The organism is Latilactobacillus fuchuensis (genome assembly GCF_900258455.1).
Lineage (GTDB): Bacteria > Bacillota > Bacilli > Lactobacillales > Lactobacillaceae > Latilactobacillus > Latilactobacillus fuchuensis.
The window spans coordinates 1165758-1190189 of record NZ_LT984417.1; the positions used below are offsets into that span (position 1 = coordinate 1165758).

Genomic DNA, 24432 nt, shown 5'->3' on the forward strand with positions numbered 1-24432 from the left:
GCACTTGAACTAATTAATCAACGACCATTAAAAATACATCATCAACAGACTGCCATTGAAAGATTCCGGGCTTGTTCGGATTAAACTTGTAATTTGCCTCTTAAAAATTATCAACAACGAAAAGGGCGATTATCGGCTACTAATCAATTGGACAAACAACGACACCCTGGCTTGTTTAGTGGTAGCGTCGCGCTTTTATTCTGTCTAGTTGTAACCGTTATGCTGTATATCAAGGCAGTGCCTAATCCAACTGACGTTAAAGCCTATACGAGCAGTATGGCAAGTTCAATGAATCTATTACTGCCGGTCTGGCTGGCGTTGCTAATTGGGATGAACTTTTTAATTCGCCCCCTTTTTAAAGGCATCGTGAAGCGCATCGTTGATTTACCAAGTATCACAAAACAGCCTATGTTGCGTTCAGCTTTTGATAATATGCAATACAATGTCGAAGGATTAATTAAATTAAGTCGGCCCGTGATTGTCATTACGTTATTAGTCGGCAATTTTATTGCGTTATTTCTCAATACTAAATTATTGATTGATGGACACAATAGTGCGGACTATCTATATGATTTAATCTTTAATCTGTTGTTTGTATTTGGCGCACCAATCATCATCAGCCTTGCTAATGTGCTGACTTCGATTGGTTTGTTTAGATTAAAAACCAGAACAGAATCGGCCCAATATTTCTTTTCGGGTTGTCCGCCAAATTGGCTATTTAAATTAAAATTAATTGAAATTGGAACGGCGTCGTTGATCTCAGTTTTAATCACTTTGTTTGGGACATTTCTGTTTGCAATTCCGCTATTACGGGTAACGTATTTAGGGGGTGGCAATATTTTCAAAGCCAACTGGACCGTTAATTGTGCACTCACGTTCGGCGCATTCTTGCTCTTTTTTGGCTGTTTTATCCTAATCAACGGATTAGCGTTACGGACGACTAAAAAATACATTGAATGAGCTAAGTAGGCAAATTATTTAAAGGGAGCTGATCAGCATGCATCAAAGTGTGATTTCAATGACGCATCTCAAAAAAGAAATCGAACTGGCTAAAAATAAACAATTGCTTGTACTTGACGACCTTTCTTTTGATGTTAAAAAGGGAGAGTTTATCTCAATTGTCGGACCATCGGGTTCTGGTAAAACGACATTACTCTATTGTATTTCAAGTTTATTACCACCAACGACTGGAACGGTCTTGATTAACGGTCAAAATCCATATGGTTGGAACGCGACAAAGCTAGCAACGTTTCGGCGCAAAGAAATTGGGTTTATTTTTCAACATTTTCAGTTAATTCCCGCGTTAACGGCTTATGATAATCTGGTATTACCGGGAACGTTAAACGGCCACCGGATTAAACCGGCCACCGTGGCTACTTTGACGAAGCGATTAGAACTGAAGGCTGAGTTACACCAATCAATCGATGCCTTATCAGGTGGGGAACAACAAAAGGTGGCGATTGGCCGAACTATTTTAGCGGATCCCGATATTATCTTTCTAGATGAACCGACCAGCGCCTTAGACACACATTCTCGGTTGTTGGTGATGACGATTTTACAGGAATTAGTGACAACCGGGAAAACCATTGTGATGGTAACGCACGATTTAACGCTAGCGAGTCAATCTTCACGGGCAATCGTTTTAAAAGATGGTCATATTCAAAAAATAGTAGAAGCACCGACACTGGAGACGCTGATTTTCTAACAAACTAAAGAGTTTTTGATATAAGTCGCAATACGCTTCTTTATCGCGCACCAGAACTCATCAATTTCCGTTCAAATCAAAAAGTCGTCTATCCTTAGTTCGGGATAGGCGACTTTTCAACTTGATACTCAATTGATAACCGAGTTCTGTTACAGCTTTTTTGATTTATTGGGCTAATAATGTCACTAATTCGGTTTTGGGAATTCCCGTAAAATAGGGGGTTGTATCAATATCAGCTAAGGCTTCAGTTAAGTGTTGGCGATCATAAATTGTGCCTTGCAGTTGCTTAGCCAATTCATTCGCATCACCAGAACCGAAGAAATCGCCATAGAACTTCACGTTAGCGATTTTACCCTGCTCGATGAGTAAACGGGCATCAATCGTGCCAAAATCGAAATGCTGGCGTTTTTGGACGGTTGAGTTGGGTGATTTACCATAGACCCAATCCCAATTACTGTAGATGTCGTTAAAGAGTTGATCGATACCCGCTTGGTCAGCATCGGTTAATTGATATTGACGATCACTGATGGCGGCTAAATCGGTGGCGTGGAATAAGTTTAATAATAAAACATCCCGAAATTCTTCGGTCGTCATATTTTGATACTGTGAATCAACGTGCGGTTTGAGATTTGTCACGCGTTGGCGAATTGACTTAATCCCTTTCGAAGCGATTTTATCCGCTGGCACGTTGAGCGCTTGGGTTAAGACGTCTAAATCGACATCCCACGAAAGCGTGCCGTGTGAGAACGTTTTGCCGTTCTTGGTGTACATCGCATTGCCGGAGAACTTCTTACCCGCAACTAACATGTCATTACGGCCAGAAACTTCCGCCGAAGTTGCGCCCATCTGGTGGAGCGCATCAACGATGGGTTGCGTGAAGGATTTAAAGTCGCCGAATTGTTCTGAATCGGCATCCACCACGAAACTAAAACAAAGATTACCAAGATCTTGATAAATCCCACCACCACCGGATAATCGGCGGGTAACGGTTATATTGTGGCCTTCTACGTATTGTTGATTGATTTCTTCAAACGTATTTTGATTACGGCCCACGATGATGCAGGGCTTTTCAATATAAAAGAGCAACAAAGGTTCATCGAAATGTTTTTGATTCATTAAATATTGTTCAGTCGCCAAGTTACGACGAATATCATTAGATGGCATAACAACGTAATACATCAAACAGGACTCCCTTCATGATTAACACGCTTTCATTATACCTTAGTTGACGATAATAGGGGATTAAAAAAGACTGAAATTCACTTGGAATTTCAGTCTAGGTTATTAGTCGAAATGGTAGTCGCTGTCACTCATGGCTTCAACATTACCCAGACGGTAACCATTACCGACTTGGGAGAAGAAATCATGGTTGGCGGTCGAAGTTGACATCCCGTTTAAAATTACGGGATTGACGTCTTCAGCGGTATCGGGGAAGAGCGCACCTTGTCCAAGGTTCATTAAGGCTTTGTTGGCGTTATAGCGGAGATAAGTTAGGACTTCTTCAGTCCAACCAGTGCCGTCGTAGACTTCGTGTGTATATTTTTCTTCGTTGGCGTAGAGGTCATACAATAAATCGTACATCCAATCTTTCAAACTATCCTGTTCAGCAGCTGGTAATTCGTTAAACCCTAATTGGAATTTATAACCGATATAAGTACCATGCACAGATTCATCCCGGATAATTAACTTGATGATTTCAGCGACGTTGGCCAGTTTGTTATTGCCTAAATAATAGAGTGGGGTGTAGAAACCAGAGTAGAATAAGAAGGTTTCTAAGAAGACACTGGCAATTTTTTGTTGAAGTGGCGTGCCGTTTTGGTAAATATCATTAATCTTATTAGCCTTATATTGGAGGTATTGATTCGAATTGGTCCATTCGAAAATTTCGTCAATTTCGCTCGGCGTATTCAAAGTTGAGAAAATCGATGAATAACTTTTAGCGTGGACTGATTCCATGAATTGAATATTATTGAGGACGGCTTCTTCGTGTTGGGTCCGGATGTTCGCGCGCAAGCTCGCCATCCCATCTTGTGATTGGAGGGTATCGAGTAAGGTTAAGCCGCCAAAGACGTGGCCGACAATCCATTTTTCTTGATCGGATAGGTCACGCCAATCGTCTAAATCGTTAGATAATGGAATTCGGGTATCTAACCAAAATTGTTCGGTTAATTTTTCCCAAGTGGCTTTATCAATTTGATCTTCAATTTGGTTCCAATTAATTGCAATGTAATTCTCTGAATTTACTGTCATTTCAATTGACTCCTTTTAGTATGTATCCGGGGCAAATTGCCCCTTGACTGACTAGATGGTACAGCTTTCACAAGCGTTCGCGCCAACTTCATTTTCATCATCAGTGTATGTCCGGATGTAGTAAATTGATTTAATGCCTTTGTGATGTGCATAGTTTCTTAAGATGTTTAAATCACGGGTCGTCATCTTATCCGTACGGCCATCTTTCCATTCGTATAAACCAGCTGGAATCGTTGAACGCATGAAGAGGGTCATACTCATGCCTTGATCGACGTGCTTTTGAGCAGCGGCGTAGATATCAATCACTTTACGCATATCGATGTCGTAGGCTGATTCATAAAACGGCATCGTTTCGTTTGAAAGACCAGGAGCTGGATAGTAAATCGTCCCAATTTTCTTTTCTTGGCGGTCTTCAACGCGGTTGACAATTGGTTGGAGGCTAGCAGAGGTATCGTTAATGTATGAAATTGAACCATTTGGTGCAACGGCTAAACGGTTTTGATGGTATAAACCGTCCGCCATAATGGCATCGCGTAAAGCTATCCAATCCGCTTTAGTGGGGATGAAGATGCCTTCAAAGAGGGTTTTAACTTGTGTTGATTGTGGGGCCCAGTCTTCATTCAGGTATTGGTCGAAATAAGTGCCATCAGCATATTTGCTCTTATCAAAGTTGGCAAAGGTTTCATGGCGTTCTTTCGCAATCTTATTCGAAGCCACGAGGGTCCAATAGTTGAGTAACATGAAATAATTGCTGGTAAAGTCGATTGATTCAGGTGAGCCGTACAACATTTGGTGAGTCGCAAAATAGGTATGCAAGCCCATACCACCCAAACCGATGGTGTGAGCGAGTTCGTTACCATGCGCCACTGAAGGCACCACATCGATATCCGAATGATCCGTGACGTAAGTCAAGGCGCGGACCATGGCTTCGATTGAATGCCCAAAATCAGGTGACGTCATCATATTGGGGATGTTCGTCGAACCTAAGTTACAGCTAATATCAGTCCCTAAGACGTCATATTCTTGACGGTTATTGATTTGTGAAGGGGTTTGAACTTGTAAGACTTCTGAACAGAGGTTACTCATGATGATTTTACCATCAATTGGATTGGCTTTATTGGCCGTATCAATATTGACGATGTACGGATAACCGGATTCTTGTTGTAATTTACTGATTTCATTTTCTAAATCACGGGCTTTAATCTTCGTTTTCTTAATTTGATCGTTAGCGACTAAATTATCGTATTCTTTGGTGATGTCGACGTATGAATAAGGGACACCGTATTCTTTCTCAACACCGTAAGGGCTGAAAAGATACATATCGGCATCGTTGGCAACCAGTTCGTAATACTTATCCGGCACGATTAAACCGAGTGACAGGGTCTTTAACCGGTACTTCTCATCCGCATTTTCCTTCTTAGCCCCCAAAAAGGCAATGACATCGGGATGGAAGGCGTTTAAATAAACGACACCGGCCCCTTGACGTTGGCCGAGTTGGTTAGAATATGAGAATGAATCCTCCAATAATTTCATGACCGGTAAGACACCACTAGCAGCGCCATCAATCCCTTTAATCGGATCACCAGCACCACGTAAGTTAGACAGGCTAATCCCAACGCCGCCACCAATTCGGGATAATTCGAGTGCGGAATTAATCGTCCGGCCGATGGAGTTCATATCATCGGTTGTTTGGAGTAAGAAACACGAAACCAATTCGCCCCGGCGTGAACGGCCGGCGTTTAAGAAGCTAGGGGTGGCCGGTTGGTAACGTTGATGCACCATTTCGTCTGCTAGATTCATGGCTAAAGTTTCATCGCCATCTGCGAAATACAAAGCGTTGACGAAAATCCGGTCTTTAAAATCTTCTAAATAGAAACCATTATCGTTTGTTTTCAAAGCATATTGTGCGTAAAATTTATAGGCAGCCATGAAAGATTTGAAATGGAAGTCTTGGTCAATCAAATACTGATTAAGTTGTTCCATAAAAGTGATTGAATAAGCTTTAAGAAAATCAGCTTCATAATAGTTTTCAGTCACTAAATAATCTAGACGATCTTGAAGGGACTTAAAAGTCACCATATTAGGTTGCACATTTTGTTCTAGAAAAGCATCGAGCGCTTCTTGATCCTTATGTAACGGAATTTGACCGTCAACCGGAATATTAATTTGATTATTGAGTTCATAATAGGTGACATCTTCAGTACGGATTTCTTTTAAAGACATTGTTAAGCACCACTTTCTGCAAAATTAAGGTTTAAAAAAAGGGAAAGACTAACTCTAGGGACGAGTTAGTCTAACAAAAAATAAAGCGCCTATTAGATGGCTAATTTTTGTAATTCAGCGGGTCTGAAACCAGAAAAGCTATCAATCCCATCAGCTTCTAATACGGGAACGGCTTGAAAACCGTTTTCGCGTAAGTAATCAATATATTGAGGGTCGTCGTTAATGTTATGTTCAACGAAAGTGACATCGTGTGTCTCCAAAAAGTGTTTCGTCATCCGACATTGGGGACAACCGTTCTTAGTGTATAATGTAATGTTTGCCATGATCATTTAACTCCCTTGAAGAATCTAATTAATAAAATTAGTATACCGTTTCGAAAATGAAGTTGCAATGATTTAATACTAGATGTTGTGTTTAAATGAAAAACAGCCCCTATAACTAGGGGCTGTTGCCGAATGATTAATTGAATCACACGTGAACTGTTCACTTATAAAGTTAACCATAATCACTACTAAAGTCAATGGCTATTTTGTGGGTTAAACGCATAACAATTCATTAACCCGCGTGGGACTAACGTTTGATTTTAAATAAAAAATGTTGGACAACTTAATGACTGACAACTTAAATAGTTTTACCCGAACGTTTTATAAAATGGGGGAGAGTAATCGTGAAAATTTCTGTTTAAAACGAATCCATTTAGATTGTTGGGCGATAATCTCATCGGTTAGCAATTGCGCGTGTTGCATATCAGCTTTGTATATCGTTTCGAGTTGCGCGGCGACTTTCGGATCGTAAATAAAGGCGTTGGCTTCAAAATTGAGTTTAAAGCTCCGAATATCCATGTTGGCCGAACCAATCGTACTGATATGACCGTCCATCACAACCGTTTTAGCGTGCAAAAAACCATTTTGATAACTATAGATTTTAACCCCAGTTGCGTGTAACAGTTGACTATAATATTGCGTTGCGCGGTAGATGAACGGATGATCTGGCATATTCGGAACCATGATCCGCACGTCGACACCAGACATCGCAGCCGTCGTTAGCGCATCAATGATACTATCATCTGGAACCAAATAAGGCGTTTGAATCCAAAGACGTTTTTTAGCGGTACTAATCATTTTCAAATAGCCGAGTTTAATTTGTTCGTCAAGTTTATCCGGCCCACTGGAAACAATTTGCATCGCAGCCGACCCCCGTTTAGAGGCAACTTCTTTTGGAAATAGATCATTAGAATAGGGGAGTTGCACGTTAGATTCAACACTCGCGTTCCAGTCCATTAAAAAACGAACCTGTAACGCTAATACGGCATTCCCCGTGACCCGCATATGCGTATCGCGCCAATTACCAAGTTTATGACTGCGACCCAGATATTGATCACCGACGTTAAAACCACCGATGTAACCAATATTACTATCGACGACCACCACTTTACGATGATCGCGGAAATTTAGCCGAAAATCGGTGATTGAATGTTTAGAACTGAAGAAGGTGCGGGCGTGACCGCCAGCTTCTTCGAGCGGGCGCCACCATTTCTGGCTTGCGCCTTGAGAACCCCAAGCATCGTATAAGACGTTAACGGTGACGCCGGCGTTTGCTTTTTCAACTAACAATTTTTGTAAGTCATTGCCGATTTGATCGTTGTAGATGGTGTAATATTCGATATGGATACTTTTTTGAGCTTGGCGAATATCGTTGAATAGGGCCGCGAATTTTTCTTGGCCCTCCGTGTACAACGTCACGTGGTTGTCCTTTAAGACGGGGGCGTTATTAATATTTAAAAATAAATTGACCATTTCTGTTGCTTCACTCGAAAGCATCTTTTTAGGCAATAATTCATTTTTACGATTTTCTTGACGTTGAATATCAACCAACGCCAAAATCCCATCGTTAATCTGAGACTGACTTTGGAAAATCTTTTTACGCGATAACCCACGACCGGTGAAGAGGTATAAAATAAAGCCGCCGACCGGTAATAACATCAAGACTAATAACCAAGCCCACGTTGCGGCGATGTCCCGTGGCTGCCGTAAAACGGTAATAATGGCGAGGACTGCATTGATAAAAATAATTAAAGTTGTTATTTCTGCTAATAATGCCAAATGATCACTCCTAAAATTCGATTAAGCTTCTTGAGTAGTTTACTAAATATGTCGCCAAAAGGCTATTACTTAGGTTAATGGTGGTAGTTGATTGTTAAATGGGACTAAGCGGCAATTGATTCGATGGGAGGGTCCTGCGTTAAAGTTTAATCATTCTTAAAGAATTGCGCCAATCCACTGACAAGTCAGTAATGATAATGGTACTATTAAAACACTAAGGAGTGTGCTCATGCAAAAATCGCTAACAATCCGCTACCAACCAGGTTACGCTTATTTTATCACGACGTGGTCTTGGATTGGCTTTATCTATCTATTAGCCTTAATTATCCAACTCGAACTTATCAATTTAAATTGGCAATCGATGACGATTGCGCTCATTGCGGTTATTTTAACCATCATTAATATCTTGGGCTATCAAGTAACGATTACCTCAGAAGCAATCCATTTAAAACGGCCAGTGTTTAAACGGCACCGCACAATTGAGCGTGAGAAGCTGACGCAAATTGCGGTCCAAAAGCATGGCCTTTTGATAACAACGACAGAATTAGACTATCAACCTGAGCAATTATTGCTTCAGCCTAAAGATAAACAACAATTAGTGGCAACGCTAAAAGCAGCTGGCTGGCCAATTGTTGAATAAGCGAATCAGACATCAAAAATAGGCAACGCATCCAATTTAAGGATGCGTTGCCTATTTACGTACGCTAATGAATTCTTAATTAATTATGAGTTAGTCTTGTGGGGTTTCAATTTTTTGGACATTGGCCGCTTGTAATCCGCGGGCGCCTTCTTTGACGTCGAATAAAACCACATCATCTTTATTGAGGGACTTATAGCCGTCGGTCTGGATTGCGGTAAAATGAACGAAAATTTCCTCATCATCTTGGTAACTGATGAAGCCGTACCCCTTAGCATTGCTAAACCATTTCACGATTCCTCGTTCCATCACAATCCCTCCTTAAAATCCACGCATTAATCGCGCACCTTTATTCTACCACGCTGGATAGTAACTGTCGAAGATAAACTTTATTGAAACTAATCTGCCAATTCCGTACGAAATCGGCTATAATATGTTTATCGTCAATAAAAGGAGTGGGTCAGCATGTCAGATATCCAAATTGCACAGGAAAACGAAGCGCATGAAATCAAACCAATTACGGCAATTGCCGAACAAATCGGTTTAGAAACCGCGGAATTGGAACAATACGGACCTTATAAAGCAAAAGTTAATTTTAAAGCGATTCAACGTTTGAATCAACAAGCAGATGGTCAGTTAGTCTTAGTCACATCGATTAACCCGACACCAGCCGGCGAAGGTAAATCAACCGTGACCGTCGGATTAGGCGATGCGTTACGCCAATTAGACAAGTCCGCCGTAATCGCCTTACGTGAACCGTCATTAGGCCCAGTGATGGGGATGAAAGGTGGCGCAACCGGTGGTGGCTACGCACAAGTCGTTCCAATGGAAGATATTAATCTCCATTTTACCGGTGACATGCACGCCTTAACGTCAGCTGTTAACACTTTAGCGGCTTTAATTGATAATCATATCCAACAGGGCAACGTTTTAAACATTGATCCCCGCCGGATTATTTGGAAACGGGCGTTAGATATCAACGACCGGGCACTACGCCAAGTGGTCATTGGTTTGGGTGGACCAGTGCAAGGGATGCCAAGACAGGACGGCTTTGACATCACGGTCGCCAGTGAATTGATGGCCATTCTTTGTTTGGCAACCGATATCACCGATTTAAAGGCCCGGATTAGTCGGATTGTGATTGGCTATAATTTTGACCGCCAACCAGTGACTGTCGCTGATTTAAAAGTGACTGGCGCTATCGCGATGTTATTAAAAGATGCCTTAAAACCCAATCTAGTGCAAACGCTTGAACACACACCGGCGTTAGTCCACGGCGGCCCGTTCGCCAATATTGCGCACGGCTGTAACAGTATTCTAGCGACCCAAACGGCTCTAAAACTCGGCGATATTGCCATTACCGAAGCTGGTTTTGGGGCTGATTTAGGCGCTGAAAAATTCTTAGATATTAAAGTCCCACAATTGGGTAAAACACCAGATGCAATCGTCATCGTTGCCACAATTCGGGCCTTGAAATATAACGGCGGAGTCGCTTTGACTGATTTAACCACTGAAAATTTAGGCGCGTTAGAAACGGGCTTTAGCAATTTAGCGAAACACATCGCCAACATGCAACGTTATGGTGTGCCAGTCGTTGTTGCGGTCAACGAATTTACCAGCGATACTGAAGCTGAAATTAACTTATTGCAGGAACTTTGCGAACAAAAAGGTGTTAAAGCCGTTGAAACTAGTGTCTGGGCGAACGGCGGACAAGGTGGTTTGGCGTTGGCTCATGAAGTGCTCGCTGCACTGGATCAACCGAAAGACTTCCAACCCTTATATGATGCTCAAGCAGACATCAAAACCAAACTCAACACGATTGTCACCGAAATCTACGGTGGCCGTGAAGTGGTCTTTGAAGGCAAAGCCATCAATCAATTGAAACAAATTGAAAAGAACGGTTGGGGCCAGTTACCGGTCTGCATCGCTAAAACGCAATATTCATTATCGGATAATCCGAAAGCCTTAGGCGCACCAACCGATTTCACCGTGCATGTCCGTGAATTAATTCCGAAACTAGGGGCTGGTTTTATCGTCGCAATGACCGGGGCCGTTTTGACCATGCCAGGTCTACCGAAAAAACCGGCTGCGTTAAACATGGATGTCACTGCGGACGGTCAAATTTCAGGGTTATTCTAATGTTCGAAATTGATTGACATCAGTGCCGTTTTTAAGGACAATGTTAATCAGTACGAATAGGGGGAAACCGTGGTGTTATATTTAATTTTAGTTTTTTTAGTAATTGGTAGCGATCAACTACTAAAGAGCTGGGTGGTTGGCCATCTTAGTTTTGGTGCTTTCAAAACAATCGTGCCCAATGTTTTTGGGTTAACGTATGTTCAAAACGATGGTGCTGCTTGGAGTATTCTACGCGGACAACAATGGTTCTTCTATCTGGTCACCATCGTGGCAGTTGGTGTGATTGGGTACTTATTTTACACCTCTGAGCGGTCTGAAAGATTATATCGCACGGGCTTAGCTTTAATGCTAGCTGGTGCGCTTGGAAATTTTATTGATCGGTTACATTTAAAGTACGTTGTTGATATGTTCCAACTAGATTTTATTAATTTTCCAATCTTTAACATTGCAGATATGGCGTTGACTTTCGGCGTAATCTGCGTGTTGATCGCAATTATGGTGAAAGAGAAAGTGACTCATGACTGAAAAAAAACAAGTAACAATTACAACTGAAACGGGCCGAATTGATAAGGTATTGCCGCAATTATTAGCAGATTATTCGCGGTCACAAATTCAACAATGGTTCAAAAAAGACTTGGTGCAAGTCAATCAAAAGCCTTGTAAAGCTAAATACAAAGTCGCTGAAAACGACATTGTGACGATTGAAATTCCAGATCCGGTCGAACTTGATTTGGTGCCCGAAGATATTCCGTTAGATATCGTCTATGAAGATGATCAAGTATTAGTCGTCAATAAACCACAAGGGATGGTCGTCCATCCGTCAGCGGGGCATCCCAATGGCACGTTAGTCAATGCGTTATTAGCCCACACGCCATTATCCGAAATTAACGGCGTGTTCCGGCCGGGGATTGTCCACCGAATTGATAAAGACACTTCTGGTTTATTGATGGTCGCTAAAACCAATGAAGCCCACGAATCGTTATCGGCTCAATTAAAAGCGAAATCGAATCTGCGCGAATACGTGGCGTTAGTCCACGGTAATTTCGAAGAAGATGAAGGCACGATTGATGCGCCAATCGGCCGTTCAAAAGTTGATCGGATGAAACAAGCGATTATTCCTGATGGTCGCCCAGCAGTCACTCATTTTAAGGTCGTCGAACGCTTTACCGATTTTACGTTGATTAAATGTCGACTAGAAACCGGGCGGACCCATCAAATTCGTGTCCATCTAGCGTATATCAACCGGCCAGTTGCGGGTGATCCGGTTTACGGACCACGCAAGACTTTGCCAGGTAAAGGCCAGTTTCTACACGCTGCTGTTTTAGGCTTCAAACACCCAATAACGGGTGAACAATTACAATTTGAAGCACCGTTACCCGCTATATTCGAAAGAACATTAACTCAATTACGCGAAAACAATTGACATTTAGCAAGCGATTCGATATGCTAATAGCAACATAAATAGAAACCTTTAATTGGTCCCGTGAGGCCCAGAAGGTACGGTGAATAAGTGGTGACGGCGCAATGCGTCTAGCAAACCACAACTGTAACCTCCTGGCCAACTGGTCAGGAGGTTTTTTGTTTGGAAGGAGCGGGATGATTATGACGAAAGAAGTTGTCGACAGTACGACTATGAAACGGGTTTTTACCCGCATCACGTACGAAATTATTGAACAAAACAAGGGGATTTCAGACCTTGTGCTAGTGGGCATTAAAACCCGCGGCGTCTTTATCGCTCATCGCATTGCTAAACGCTTGGAACAACTAGAAGGCATTACATTGCCCGTTGGGACTTTGGACATTACCTTGTATCGTGATGACCAACATGATTTGAATTCGCAAAATGAACCGCAAATTAATGGCAGTGATATTCCAGTCGATATCACAAACAAACACGTCATCTTAATTGACGATGTTTTGTATACGGGTCGGACAATTCGCGCAGCGCTCGATGCGTTGATGGATCTTGGTCGCCCTAAAAAAATCTCGTTAGCAGTTTTGGTCGATCGCGGTCATCGCGAATTACCAATTCGGCCAGATTTTGTCGGCAAAAATATTCCAACGGCTTTAACGGAACAAATTAAAGTTGCTATGGAAGAAATTGATCAACATGATGGCATTACAATTGAAAAATTAACTAAATAATCATTAACCGTTTAATTGACTCCAGAGAGAGCAAAAGGGTTTGTTCGAAAGGATAGGGTGCGCGGCACGCTGTTCTTTCGGCAGGCAAAAGACACGCTCTCAAACTAGTAGCGTGTCTTTTTTTACGGATTAATAGTTGGAGGAAGCATAATATGACAAAATCAGCTTTTAGAAATCCAGACGCCGTATTAGACGTCGACGAACGACCAAGTACCGGGAAATGGATTGGTTTATCCATCCAGCATATGTTTGCAATGTTTGGCTCAACCGTCCTAGTCCCAATCTTAGTTGGTTTAAATCCCGGAATTGCGTTATTCAGTTCAGGGGTCGGCACGTTAATGTACATCATGATTACCAAAGGTAAAATTCCAGCTTACATGGGTTCCAGCTTTTCATTCATCGTACCGATGTTGGCCTTGATGAAAACAACCGGTTATCCCGGAATTGCGCAAGGGACAATGGCCGTTGGTGCAGTTTACCTGATTGTTTCAGTCATCGTCGGATTGATTGGTTCAAAATGGATCGATAAAGCCTTACCGCCGATTGTGGTTGGACCCATTGTGATGGTCATCGGCTTATCTTTAGCGGGGACCGCGGCTAAACAAGCCACCATTAATAGCGCTGGTGATTATGATTTAAAATTCTTCGCGGTCGCACTCATCACCTTACTGATTACGATTGCCTTCAATATGTATTTAAAAGGGTTCATGAGCCTAATTCCAATCCTTCTCGGAATCGTTTGCGGCTACGTTGTCGCGGTTTTGTTCGGGATTGTTGATTTCCAACCGGTGATGGAAGCGGCTTGGTTCAAACTACCGGATTTCCAAATTCCATTTGTCACTTATAAACCAGGCTTGTACTGGGGGGCGATTCTCAGCATGGCACCCATCGCCTTTGTTACCATGACAGAACACATGGGCCATATCATGGTCCTCAACAAATTAACCAAACGGAACTTCTTTAAAGATCCAGGCCTACACCGGACATTAGCCGGTGATGGGACAGCCTCGATTATTGCCGCTTTTTTCGGAGGTCCGCCCGTGACAAGTTACGGTGAAAATATCGGCGTCTTAGCCATCACGAAAGTGCACAGTGTCTGGGTACTGGGTGGGGCAGCCTTCTTCGCCATCATCTTCGGTTTCATCGGTAAATTGAGCGCCTTAATCCAAAGTATCCCCTCACCAGTTATCGGTGGGATTAGCTTCTTACTTTTCGGAGTGATTGCATCAAGTGGTTTACGGGTTTTAATCGATAACCAAGTTGATTTTGATAAGAAACGGAATTTAATGATCGGTTCATCAATTTTAGTCATCGGAATTGGCAACGCCTATCTTCAACTCGGCCAATACCAATTCTCTGGCTTAGCGATTGCGACTGTTTTAGGCATTGCCTTAAACTTAATCTTACCGCAAAAAGCTAAGAGTGAAATCGAATTGGAGGCGCAACAAAATGCCTAACCAAGCAGCTTTAGTATCAGTCGAGCAATTAACCAATCAAGACGTTTTAACGTTAATTGAACGGGCTGAAGCGTTTAAAGCCGGGGCAACGTGCCAACTGACCCGACCAGTCTATGCAATGAATCTATTCTTTGAAAACAGTACGCGCACTAAGACCAGCTTTGACATGGCTGAACGGCAGTTAGGCTTATCAGTCCTACCATTCGAAGTTGAAACCAGTTCTGTTAGTAAAGGTGAGACGCTAAGTGATACACTGAAGACAGTTCAAGCCATCGGCGTCGATCTCGTCACGATTCGCCATTCGCAAAATGCTTATTACAAACCACTGTTAGTCGATCCAAACTTCCACATGGCCCTAGCGAACGCCGGCGACGGCAGTGGACAACATCCTTCACAATGTCTACTGGATGTCATGACGATTTACGAGGAATTTGGCCACTTTGAAGGTCTTAAAGTTGTGATTTGCGGCGACTTAACCCATTCGCGAGTTGCGCGTTCGAACATGCAACTTTTACACCGCTTAGGCGCACAACTTTATTTCGCAGGCCCTGCAGAATGGTTTACCGCTGAGTTTGCACAATACGGCCAGCACGTTGCACTAGATGACATCTTGGCCGAAGTCGACGTGGTCATGCTCCTCAGAATTCAACATGAACGATTCCAATCGGCTGCACCGATGACCGACCAACAATTCCACGATGCTTACGGATTAACGAATGAGCGGGCTGCTAAATTAGCACCGCATGCCATTTGGCTCCATCCGGCACCAGTTAACCGCGACGTTGAAATTGCGGATCAACTCGTTGAAGCGCCACAATCACGAATTTTTAAACAAATGCATAACGGCATGTATATGCGGATGGCAATTATCGAACAATTATTACAACAAAAAGGCTTAATTCGGGGGTCAGAAAATGTATCGATTAATTAAAAACGGCCAAATATTAGTAGACTCAAAATTGGTTCAACAAGATATTGCATTCGATGAAAATGGGCTGATTACAGCGATCGAATCGAATATTAGCACGACTGATTACGAACCGGCGACCATTTTTGACGCACAAGGTCATTTCGTTAGTCCGGGTTTAATTGATGGCCACGTTCATTTCAGAGACCCAGGTTTTACGGATAAGGAGACATTAGTCACCGGCAGTCACGCCGCAGTGCACGGTGGTTTTACCAGCGTAATTGCGATGCCCAATTTAAACCCAGTGCCCGATAACATTGCGGATTTTAAAACATTGGTTGATCGGAATGCGACGGAAACGGTCAGTCATACGTATCAATTTGCACCCATCACTAACGGTTTAACCGAAGAAGAATTAGTTGAGATGCCCGCGTTTAAAGCCGCTGGCGCCGTCGGTTTCACGAATGACGGTCACGGCGTTCAAACCGCCCAAACCATGTATCTCGCCATGCAACAAGCGCAAGCCCTTGATTTACCAATCGTCGCCCACGTTGAGGACATGTCTCTAGTCAACGGCGGGGTTTTACACGATGGCGCAGCCGCTAAACGGTTGAACTTACCCGGGATTCCGAGTGTCAGTGAATCCGCTCAAGTCGCACGGGATATCGAACTCGCCCGCGCGACCGGCGTTCACTACCATATCTGTCATATTTCGACGAAAGAAACGGTCGCATTGGTCCGGCGCGCTAAAGCCGATGGGGTCAACGTGACTTGCGAAGTCTCGCCACACCATTTATTACTGGATGATTCAATGATTACCACCGATAACGCGATGTTCAAGATGAATCCGCCACTGCGGAGTTTAGCAGATCGACAAAGTTTATGGGCCGGCCTGTTAGACGGCACGATTGATATCGTCGCGACCGACCACGCACCACACACTGCGGCTGAAAAAGCGCAGTCGATTCAAAAAGCACCCTTTGGGATTGTCGGTAGCGAAACCGCCTTTAGCTTGCTCTACACAAACCTTGTGGTCAACGGTCCCTTTAGTTTGAGCCAATTAATCGACTGGTTGGTGGTCAATCCGGCTCAATTGTTCAACTTAAAGCAGGCGGGGCAACTCAACGTCGGTGATTTAGCCGATATCGCCATCTTTGATTTAGAAACGCCGACCACCATTCAAGCCACTGATTTTCAATCGAAAGGGCGTAACACCCCTTTCATCGGTGCCACTGTTTTAGGAACGACCGTCTTAACCTTGGTTGCCGGTCAAACAGCTTATCAAAGGAGCGAATAATAAATGAAACGTTATCTGATATTAGAAGATGGTAGTGTCTTTAGCGGATTTGGCTTTGGCGCACCCACTATTACAACCGGCGAAATTGTGTTTAATACCGGGATGAGTGGTTACCAAGAAACAATTACCGATCAATCTTATAATGGTCAAATTATCACTTTTACATACCCGTTGATTGGTAATTACGGGGTCAATCGTGATGATTTCGAATCAATTACGCCAACTTGTAAAGGGGTGGTCGTTCACGAAGTGCCTCGGCTAGCCAATAATTGGCGCATGAACATGAGCTTAGATGATTTCTTGAAACGAAAGGGGATTCCCGGTATTTCGGGTGTTGATACCCGCGCTTTAACCCGGCGTTTACGCAATAAAGGCACCATGAAAGCCAGTATCGTTGATGCGGCTGACGACCACGCTTTTGACCAACTGAAAGCTTTGGTCTTACCTAAAAACCAAGTTCAACAAGTTTCAACCGCTAAACCTTATCCGAGTCCCGCAACCGGACGCAACATTGTCGTCGTTGATTTCGGCTTGAAGCACAGTATTTTACGCGAATTATCAAAACGTAATTGTAATTTAACGGTCTTACCCTACAACGCAACGGCCGAAGATATCCTGAGCTTAGATCCAGACGGCGTCATGCTAACTAACGGCCCTGGGGATCCAGAAGATGTGCCTGAAGCCATCACGATGATTCAAGGGATTCAAGGCAAGGTCCCGATTTTTGGGATTTGTTTAGGCCACCAGTTATTCGCACTCGCTAACGGCGCCCAAACTTACAAGATGAAGTTCGGCCATCGCGGTTTTAACCATCCCGTTCGCGAAGTCGCAACCAACCGGATTGATTTTACATCTCAAAATCACGGCTATGCAGTCGCTGCGGATTCAATTGATAACGATCGGTTATTGGTGACCCATATTGAAATCAATGACCAAACGGTTGAAGGGTTGCGCCACCGTCAATTCCCAGCCTTTTCAGTGCAGTTCCATCCAGACGCTGCCCCTGGTCCCCACGATGCTGTTCATTTGTTCGACGAATTCATGGATATGATTGACGATTTTAATCGACGCGAAAAATAAGAAAAAAAGGGGTTTTAAAGATGCCAAAAAGAACCGACATTCAAAAAATATTAGTGATTGGCTCTGGTCCGATTGTGATTGGCCAAGCCGCTGAATTTGATTATTCAGGCACCCAAGCCTGCTTAGCGTTAAAAGAAGAAGGGTATCAAGTTGTTTTAATTAACTCCAACCCCGCGACGATTATGACCGATCAAGCGATTGCTGACACGGTTTATATCGAACCCATCACTTTGGATTTTGTTACCCAAATCTTGCGTAAAGAATTGCCAGATGCGATTTTACCAACCTTGGGAGGTCAAACCGGTTTGAACATGGCCCTCGAACTCGCTAATTCAGGATTACTAGCTGAACTCGACATCGAATTATTAGGGACCAAGTTAAGCGCGATTGACCAAGCCGAAGATCGTGAATTATTCAAAAACTTAATGAACCAATTAAACGAACCGATTCCCGAATCAGCGATTGCCCATTCATTAGACGAAGCACAAACTTTCGTCAACGAAACAGGGTATCCCGTGATTATTCGCCCGGCCTTTACGCTTGGTGGAACGGGTGGCGGGATTGCAGAGAATCCAACCCAACTCGAAACTATCGTAGCTAACGGCCTGAGCTTATCACCAGTCGGCCAAGTATTAGTCGAACAAAGTATCGCTGGCTATAAAGAAATCGAATTTGAAGTGATGCGCGATCGCAACGATAACGCACTTGTTGTTTGTAACATGGAAAATTTCGATCCCGTTGGTATTCATACGGGTGATTCAATTGTTCTAGCGCCCGTTCAGACCTTAAGTGACCGTGAAGTCCAAATGTTGCGAGATGCTTCTTTAAAAATTATCCGCGCTTTAAAAATCGAAGGGGGTTGTAACGTTCAACTCGCACTCGATCCACATAGCGAACGGTATTACATTATCGAAGTTAATCCACGGGTTAGTCGTTCATCGGCCTTAGCTTCTAAAGCGACCGGTTATCCAATTGCCAAGATGGCCGCTAAAATTGCGATTGGTTTAACTTTAGATGAGATTCATAATCCGATTACCGGGACCACTTACGCGCAATTCGAACCGATGCTCGATTACGTGGTCGCTAAAATTCCGCGCTGGCCTTTTGATAAATTCAACAAAGGTGATCGCCGTTTAGGCACCCAAATGAAGGCAACTGGCGAAGTGATGGCAATTGGCCGGAATATCGAAGAAGCGCTCTTAAAAGCGGTCCGGTCTCTCGAAATTGATACTGAACATCTGATTGAACCCGCCTTAACCGCCGTCAGCGATAACGATTTAGTGCAACGGATTATTCATCCGCAAGACGATCGCCTTTTCTACCTGGCTGAAGCGCTCCGCCGCGGCTATTCAATTCAAGAACTAGCTGAATTAACGAAAATTGATTTATTCTTCTTAGATAAATTGAGTCACATCGTGGAATTAGAAGAACAATTGCGTACCGATAAAGGTGATATTGAATTACTCGAAATCGCCAAGAAAAACGGGTTTGCCGATAGCGAAATTGCTAGTCTTTGGCAAATCACCACCGCCCAAGTTCGCAAATTGCGGCAGGAAAGCGGGATTCTACCAGTCTACAAGATGGTGGACACTTGTGCGGCCGAATTTGAATCACAAACACCGTATTATTACGCGACCTACGAACAAGAAAACGAGAGTATCGTGACTAAGAAGCCCTCAATCTTAGTGATTGGTTCTGGTCCGATTCGGATTGGGCAAGGGGTCGAATTCGATTACGCCACCGTCCACTGTGTTCAAGCCATTCAAAAAGCGGGTTACGAAGCGATTATTATGAATAGTAATCCCGAGACGGTTTCAACCGACTTTTCAATTTCGGATAAGTTGTACTTTGAACCATTAACGTTAGAAGATGTCTTAAACGTGATTGATCTTGAAAAACCAGAAGGTGTGATTGTTCAATTCGGTGGTCAAACCGCGATTAATCTGGCTGAACCGTTATCCGAAAATGGCGTTAAGATTTTAGGAACGAGTGTTGAGAGTTTAAACCGCGCCGAAGATCGCGATTTGTTCGATCAATTAATCACCGAATTAAAGATTCCACAACCAGTTGGTGCCACTGCGACCAATACACCAGATGCCATCGAAATCGCCGAACGAATTGGTTATCCCGTTTTAATTCGACCTAGCTTTGTCCTCGGCGGTCGTGCAATGGAAATTGTGCATACCACTGAAGATTTAAAACACTATATGCAAGAAGCCGTTAAAGTTTCCGATGATCATCCCGTTTTAATTGATCGCTACCTAATGGGTAAAGAATGTGAAGTCGATGCGATTTGTGACGGTCATGAAGTCTTAGTCCCAGGGATTATGGAACATATCGAACGTGCCGGCGTCCATTCCGGTGATTCAATGGCGGTTTACCCCCCACAAAACTTAACCGATCAACAAAAGCAAACAATCGTTGAATACGCAACGAAGCTCTGTTTAGCCCTTGATTGTCGTGGCTTGCTCAATATTCAATTCATCATTCAAAACGACGAAGTCTACGTGATTGAAGTCAATCCACGGGCCAGTCGAACCGTCCCATTCTTAAGTAAGGTCACTAAGATTCCGATGGCCCAATTAGCCACGCAATTAATCTTAGGCAGTACCTTAGCCGAATTAAAGAGTCCGACTGGGTTATTACCAGCCGGCCCACTGATTCACGTCAAAGCACCCGTTTTCTCATTCTCGAAATTAACCCGCGTTGATAGTTTGCTCGGGCCTGAAATGAAATCAACTGGTGAAGTCATGGGCACCGATGTCACGATGCAAAAGGCGCTCTATAAAGCGTTTGAAGCTAGTGGCATGCATTTACCAAATCACGGGAACGTCTTGATGACGGTCACTAACCAAGATAAAGCCCAAGCCCTTGAATTAGCGAAACGCTTTAGAGAAGTGGGTTATCAAATTTTAGCGACACCTGGGACGACGCAAGAGTTTAAAGCAGCCGGCATTCCAGTGCGCCAAGTGTCTAAGATTACGGCCACGTCCGGCGAATTATTAGACCGGATTAAGGCTGGCCAAGTGCAACTCGTGATTAATACCACGGGCTTAAACGAAGCACCGCAAGTCTCTAAAGACAGCATCGTCATTCGTCAAACTGCGATTGAACACGGCATTCCGTTATTAACTTCGTTAGATACGACCGCAGCGATTCTAACCGTCTTAGAATCACAATCGTTAATGACCCAACCACTTTAGTCTTTCCAAGAGTCAGCAAGTGATTGCTGGCTTTTATTACATAAAATTTAGAGGAGTCGACGTTTATTGTCAGTAGAAGCTACTTTAACCATTCAACACCAAACCCAAATTGCACCGAATATCTATGAATTATGTTTAGCGGGAAGCATAGCTGAACAACCGGTCACGCCAGGCCAATTTGTCGATATCAAAATCCCGAGTGATGCCTTATTATTGCGTCGACCATTTGGTGTCGCTAAAGTGGATACGCAGCAAAAGACGATGACGTTACTCTATCGGGTCGTCGGCGAAGGGACCACGATTTTAAGTCAGGCACCAGTTGGGACTGAACTATCGGTCTTAGGACCACTAGGGAGTGGCTATCCGATTGCACAATTACAGTCCGGTCAAAAGGCCCTAATCATCGGTGGGGGAACCGGGATTCCACCCTTGTATGAATTATCGCGGCAATTAGTCGCTAAAGGCGTTCAAGTCCAACATCTGTTCGGGTTTGCAACCCAATCTGCGATTTTTTACCAATCTGAATTCGAAGCATTAGGCCCGACCGCCTATGCGACTAACGACGGTTCTTACGGCTATCAAGGCCACATTGGCTTATTACTAGACGCGCAGTTTGCCGATGCTTTGACGACTTATGATGCAATCTACGCCTGCGGGCCAAAAGGGCTGTTGATGGCGGTTGATAATCGTTTCGCCGAGCATCCCAACGCTTATATCTCGTTAGAAGAACGGATGGCCTGTGGGATTGGTGCTTGTTACGCTTGTGTCACTAAACTTAGAAGTAACCCGGAAGTTCAATTAAAAATATGTGATGACGGTCCCGTCTTCAAAACAAATGAGGTGTTGATTTAAATGGTTGATTTAGCCGTTAATTTACCCGGTCTGCAATTAAAAAATCCGATTATGCCCGCTTCCGGGTGTTTCGGATTTGGTCAAGAATATAGTCAACATTATGATTTAAATCAATTGGGTGCCGTGATCATTAAAGCGGCGACTAAAGAACCGCGCCTCGGTAACGCGACACCCCGCGTTGCGGAAACGCCGAGTGGGATGCTGAATGCGATTGGTTTACAAAATCCGGGGATTGAAGCCATTATGGCAGAGAAATTACCGTGGTTAGCCCAACATTATCCTGAACTACCAATCATTGCGAACGTAGCAGGCAATACATTAGATGATTACGTCAGTGTGTGCCAAGCAATTAGTACCGCGCCTAATGTCCATGCAATCGAACTCAACATCTCGTGTCCAAACGTGGCACACGGTGGTTTAGAATTTGGGACAGATCCGCAATCAGCTGCACAACTAACAGCGGCCTGTGTCGCCGTTAGCCAAGTACCGGTCTACGTTAAGTTATCACCGAACGTCACCGATATTCGGCCGATTGCGCAAGCCGTTGAACAAGCTGGGGCGGCAGGCTTTTCACTCATCAACACCTTGGTTGGGATGCGGATTGACATTCGAACTGGCGAACCAATTCTAGCGAATCAGACTGGTGGCTTATCCGGTCCGGCGATTAAACCAGTCGCTGTCCGGATTATCCGGCAAGTTCGGTCAATCTCGGCATTACCGATTATCGGAATGGGTGGCGTTCAAAATGCGACGGATGCGTTAGAACTATTAGCCGCCGGCGCCAATGCAATTGGAGTTGGGACGGCTAACTTTACCGATCCGTTCGCGTGTCCTAAAATGATTGAACAACTACCAATAGAAATGACGAAGTACGGTTTCGCGGATTTAAGCCGCTTTGCCGTCACTCAGGAGGTCAAATAGAGATGACAAAACCACTGATTATTGCGTTAGATTTTCCAGATTGGCCCACAGCTGAAGCCTTTTTAGACCAATTTCCAAAAGGTGAACATTTGTTCGTAAAGGTTGGCATGGAATTATTCTACAAAACTGGTCCTGATGTCATTCGGGCGCTCAAAGCGCGGGGGCATCGGATTTTCTTAGATTTAAAACTGCATGATATTCCGAATACCGTTCATAGTGCCTTAACAGTGATCGGCCAATTAGGCGTCGATTACACAACGATTCACGCTGCTGGGGGTAGTGAAATGTTGCAAGCCGGGGTTGCTGGTTTAAAAGCGGGGGCCACAAAAGCACAGGTCAAGCCTGCTAAATTGCTAGCCATTACGCAATTGACCTCAACCAGTCAAAGCCAAATGCAAACTGAACAACTCGTTCAAGCGACTTTACCCGAATCAGTCACGAATTACGCACAAATCGCGCAACAGGCTGGTTGTGATGGCGTCGTTTGTTCTGTTCAAGAAGTACCGTTAATCCACGCGCAAACTGGAATCGACTTTGACTGTGTCACACCAGGGATTCGGCCAGCCACTAGTCAAACTAACGATCAAAAACGGTCAGCAACACCATTGGCAGCTGCGCAAGCTGGTAGTAGTGCCATTGTGATCGGTCGGCCAATTACCCAAGCCACTAATCCGTATCAGGCTTATCAAACAATCAAAGCAGAATGGGAGCAAAAATAATGACAGAAATCGCTAAAGAAGTCGCACAAGCCTTAATTGATATTCAAGCCGTGAGTCTAAGTCCAAATGACCCTTTTACGTGGGCCAGTGGCTTAAAGAGCCCGATTTATTGTGATAATCGGTTAACTATCGGCTATCCTAAAGTCCGCCGACTAATCGCTGAACAGTTAGCCAAGGCGATTCATGATCAATATCCAGACGTTGAAGTGATTGCGGGGACTGCGACGGCGGGGATTCCACACGCCGCTTGGGTGGCTGAATTATTGAACTTACCTTTGGTCTATATCCGGTCTAAACCCAAGGATCACGGTCAGGGGCGCCAAATTGAAGGGCCGTTTAAAGCCGGTCAAAAAATGGTGCTCATTGATGATTTAATTTCAACCGGTGGTAGCGTGCTCCAAGCCGCACACGCCGCGCAAAAAGAGGGCGCCGATGTTTTAGGTGTTTTCGGGATTTTCTCATATCAGTTAGCCGCTGGCAAAAAGAATTTTACAGAGGCGCAATTATCATTGACGACACTGTCGAATTTAGAAGCCTTATTAGCGATTGCCCAAGAAGCCGACGATTTAACGGCTGAACAACTGCAATCACTACAAACATGGCGTCAAGACCCACAAGCGTGGTCAGATCAACATTAATCGAATCAAAAAGCCTTAGATGAATGCGGATAAAAGCGCATCATTTAAGGCTTTTTTAATGGTTCTCTGTCAACTGTTGTTGGTGGTTTCAATGTGGAAGTAATTGTCATCTATGACAATTACTTCTTTTTTTGTTTTGGAACTTGAGAACGAATAA

Annotated in this window: 22 protein-coding genes; 16 read left to right on the top strand and 6 right to left on the bottom strand. The window is 43.8% G+C overall.

Features of this window, described 5'->3' with window-relative positions:
* Positions 1-219 precede the first annotated feature (219 nt).
* The gene (locus tag LFUMFP_RS05495; RefSeq protein WP_233210626.1) at positions 220-960 is read left to right on the top strand and encodes a hypothetical protein; all 741 of its coding nucleotides are present in this window, start codon (positions 220-222) and stop codon (positions 958-960) included.
* Positions 961-997: 37 nt separating this feature from the next.
* Complete coding sequence (locus tag LFUMFP_RS05500; protein WP_106483225.1) at positions 998-1705, top strand: ABC transporter ATP-binding protein; 708 nt, start codon at positions 998-1000, stop codon at positions 1703-1705.
* Between the two features lie 165 nt (positions 1706-1870).
* Here LFUMFP_RS05500 and LFUMFP_RS05505 read toward each other — a convergent pair whose 3' ends face one another.
* The 5 genes from LFUMFP_RS05505 to cls all read right to left on the bottom strand — a co-directional run bounded on the left by LFUMFP_RS05505 (position 1871) and on the right by cls (position 8280).
* Positions 1871-2884 carry a lipoate--protein ligase gene (locus tag LFUMFP_RS05505; protein ID WP_106483226.1) on the bottom strand — a complete coding sequence of 338 codons (1014 nt, stop codon included), beginning with the start codon at positions 2882-2884 and terminating at the stop codon, positions 1871-1873.
* 105 nt (positions 2885-2989) lie between these two features.
* Complete coding sequence (nrdF, locus tag LFUMFP_RS05510; RefSeq protein ID WP_106483227.1) at positions 2990-3955, bottom strand: class 1b ribonucleoside-diphosphate reductase subunit beta; 966 nt, start codon at positions 3953-3955, stop codon at positions 2990-2992.
* A gap of 51 nt (positions 3956-4006) precedes the next feature.
* A complete protein-coding gene (nrdE, locus tag LFUMFP_RS05515; RefSeq protein WP_035438814.1) occupies positions 4007-6178 on the bottom strand; it encodes a class 1b ribonucleoside-diphosphate reductase subunit alpha in 2172 nt (723 codons plus the stop codon).
* A gap of 92 nt (positions 6179-6270) precedes the next feature.
* Entirely contained in the window at positions 6271-6501 is a 231-nt protein-coding gene (nrdH, locus tag LFUMFP_RS05520; protein ID WP_025082577.1) for a glutaredoxin-like protein NrdH, read from the bottom strand.
* A 321-nt stretch (positions 6502-6822) separates the two neighbouring features.
* A complete protein-coding gene (cls, locus tag LFUMFP_RS05525) occupies positions 6823-8280 on the bottom strand; it encodes a cardiolipin synthase (RefSeq protein WP_106483228.1) in 1458 nt (485 codons plus the stop codon).
* A 229-nt stretch (positions 8281-8509) separates the two neighbouring features.
* On the opposite strand from cls, the gene LFUMFP_RS05530 reads away from it, so the two are divergent.
* Complete coding sequence (locus LFUMFP_RS05530; protein WP_025082579.1) at positions 8510-8920, top strand: EbsA family protein; 411 nt, start codon at positions 8510-8512, stop codon at positions 8918-8920.
* Positions 8921-9010: 90 nt separating this feature from the next.
* On the opposite strand, the gene LFUMFP_RS05535 is transcribed toward LFUMFP_RS05530, so the two are convergent.
* Entirely contained in the window at positions 9011-9226 is a 216-nt protein-coding gene (locus LFUMFP_RS05535) for a cold shock domain-containing protein (RefSeq protein ID WP_025082580.1), read from the bottom strand.
* A 156-nt stretch (positions 9227-9382) separates the two neighbouring features.
* Between LFUMFP_RS05535 and LFUMFP_RS05540 the strand changes: the two genes are divergently transcribed.
* The 13 genes from LFUMFP_RS05540 (at position 9383) to pyrE (ending at position 24275) form a co-directional block, all read left to right on the top strand.
* Positions 9383-11056, top strand: a complete 1674-nt coding sequence (locus LFUMFP_RS05540; protein WP_056949992.1) for a formate--tetrahydrofolate ligase — start codon at positions 9383-9385, stop codon at positions 11054-11056.
* Positions 11057-11125: 69 nt separating this feature from the next.
* Complete coding sequence (lspA, locus tag LFUMFP_RS05545) at positions 11126-11581, top strand: signal peptidase II (RefSeq protein WP_025082581.1); 456 nt, start codon at positions 11126-11128, stop codon at positions 11579-11581.
* Complete coding sequence (locus LFUMFP_RS05550; RefSeq protein WP_056949991.1) at positions 11574-12479, top strand: RluA family pseudouridine synthase; 906 nt, start codon at positions 11574-11576, stop codon at positions 12477-12479. Before lspA ends, LFUMFP_RS05550 begins: the two co-directional genes overlap by 8 nt.
* A 173-nt stretch (positions 12480-12652) precedes the next feature.
* A complete protein-coding gene (gene pyrR, locus LFUMFP_RS05555) occupies positions 12653-13201 on the top strand; it encodes a bifunctional pyr operon transcriptional regulator/uracil phosphoribosyltransferase PyrR (protein WP_025082582.1) in 549 nt (182 codons plus the stop codon).
* Positions 13202-13353: 152 nt separating this feature from the next.
* Entirely contained in the window at positions 13354-14658 is a 1305-nt protein-coding gene (gene uraA / locus LFUMFP_RS05560) for a uracil permease (RefSeq protein WP_025082583.1), read from the top strand.
* The gene (locus tag LFUMFP_RS05565) at positions 14651-15589 is read left to right on the top strand and encodes an aspartate carbamoyltransferase catalytic subunit (RefSeq protein ID WP_106483229.1); all 939 of its coding nucleotides are present in this window, start codon (positions 14651-14653) and stop codon (positions 15587-15589) included. The genes uraA and LFUMFP_RS05565 overlap by 8 nt, the downstream gene beginning before the upstream one ends.
* Positions 15573-16862, top strand: a complete 1290-nt coding sequence (locus LFUMFP_RS05570) for a dihydroorotase (protein WP_106483230.1) — start codon at positions 15573-15575, stop codon at positions 16860-16862. Before LFUMFP_RS05565 ends, LFUMFP_RS05570 begins: the two co-directional genes overlap by 17 nt.
* Positions 16863-16865: 3 nt before the next feature.
* The gene (locus LFUMFP_RS05575) at positions 16866-17942 is read left to right on the top strand and encodes a carbamoyl phosphate synthase small subunit (protein WP_106483231.1); all 1077 of its coding nucleotides are present in this window, start codon (positions 16866-16868) and stop codon (positions 17940-17942) included.
* Between the two features lie 20 nt (positions 17943-17962).
* Positions 17963-21145 carry a carbamoyl-phosphate synthase large subunit gene (gene carB / locus LFUMFP_RS05580; protein ID WP_106483232.1) on the top strand — a complete coding sequence of 1061 codons (3183 nt, stop codon included), beginning with the start codon at positions 17963-17965 and terminating at the stop codon, positions 21143-21145.
* 66 nt (positions 21146-21211) lie between these two features.
* Positions 21212-21997 carry a dihydroorotate dehydrogenase electron transfer subunit gene (locus LFUMFP_RS05585; RefSeq protein WP_106483233.1) on the top strand — a complete coding sequence of 262 codons (786 nt, stop codon included), beginning with the start codon at positions 21212-21214 and terminating at the stop codon, positions 21995-21997.
* A complete protein-coding gene (locus LFUMFP_RS05590) occupies positions 21998-22918 on the top strand; it encodes a dihydroorotate dehydrogenase (RefSeq protein ID WP_056949989.1) in 921 nt (306 codons plus the stop codon).
* Positions 22919-22920: 2 nt separating this feature from the next.
* Positions 22921-23637: an orotidine-5'-phosphate decarboxylase gene (pyrF, locus tag LFUMFP_RS05595; RefSeq protein WP_025082589.1), complete on the top strand. Its 717-nt coding sequence runs from the start codon at positions 22921-22923 to the stop codon at positions 23635-23637.
* Positions 23637-24275 carry an orotate phosphoribosyltransferase gene (gene pyrE, locus LFUMFP_RS05600; protein WP_025082590.1) on the top strand — a complete coding sequence of 213 codons (639 nt, stop codon included), beginning with the start codon at positions 23637-23639 and terminating at the stop codon, positions 24273-24275. The genes pyrF and pyrE overlap by 1 nt, the downstream gene beginning before the upstream one ends.
* Positions 24276-24432: the final 157 nt, after the last annotated feature.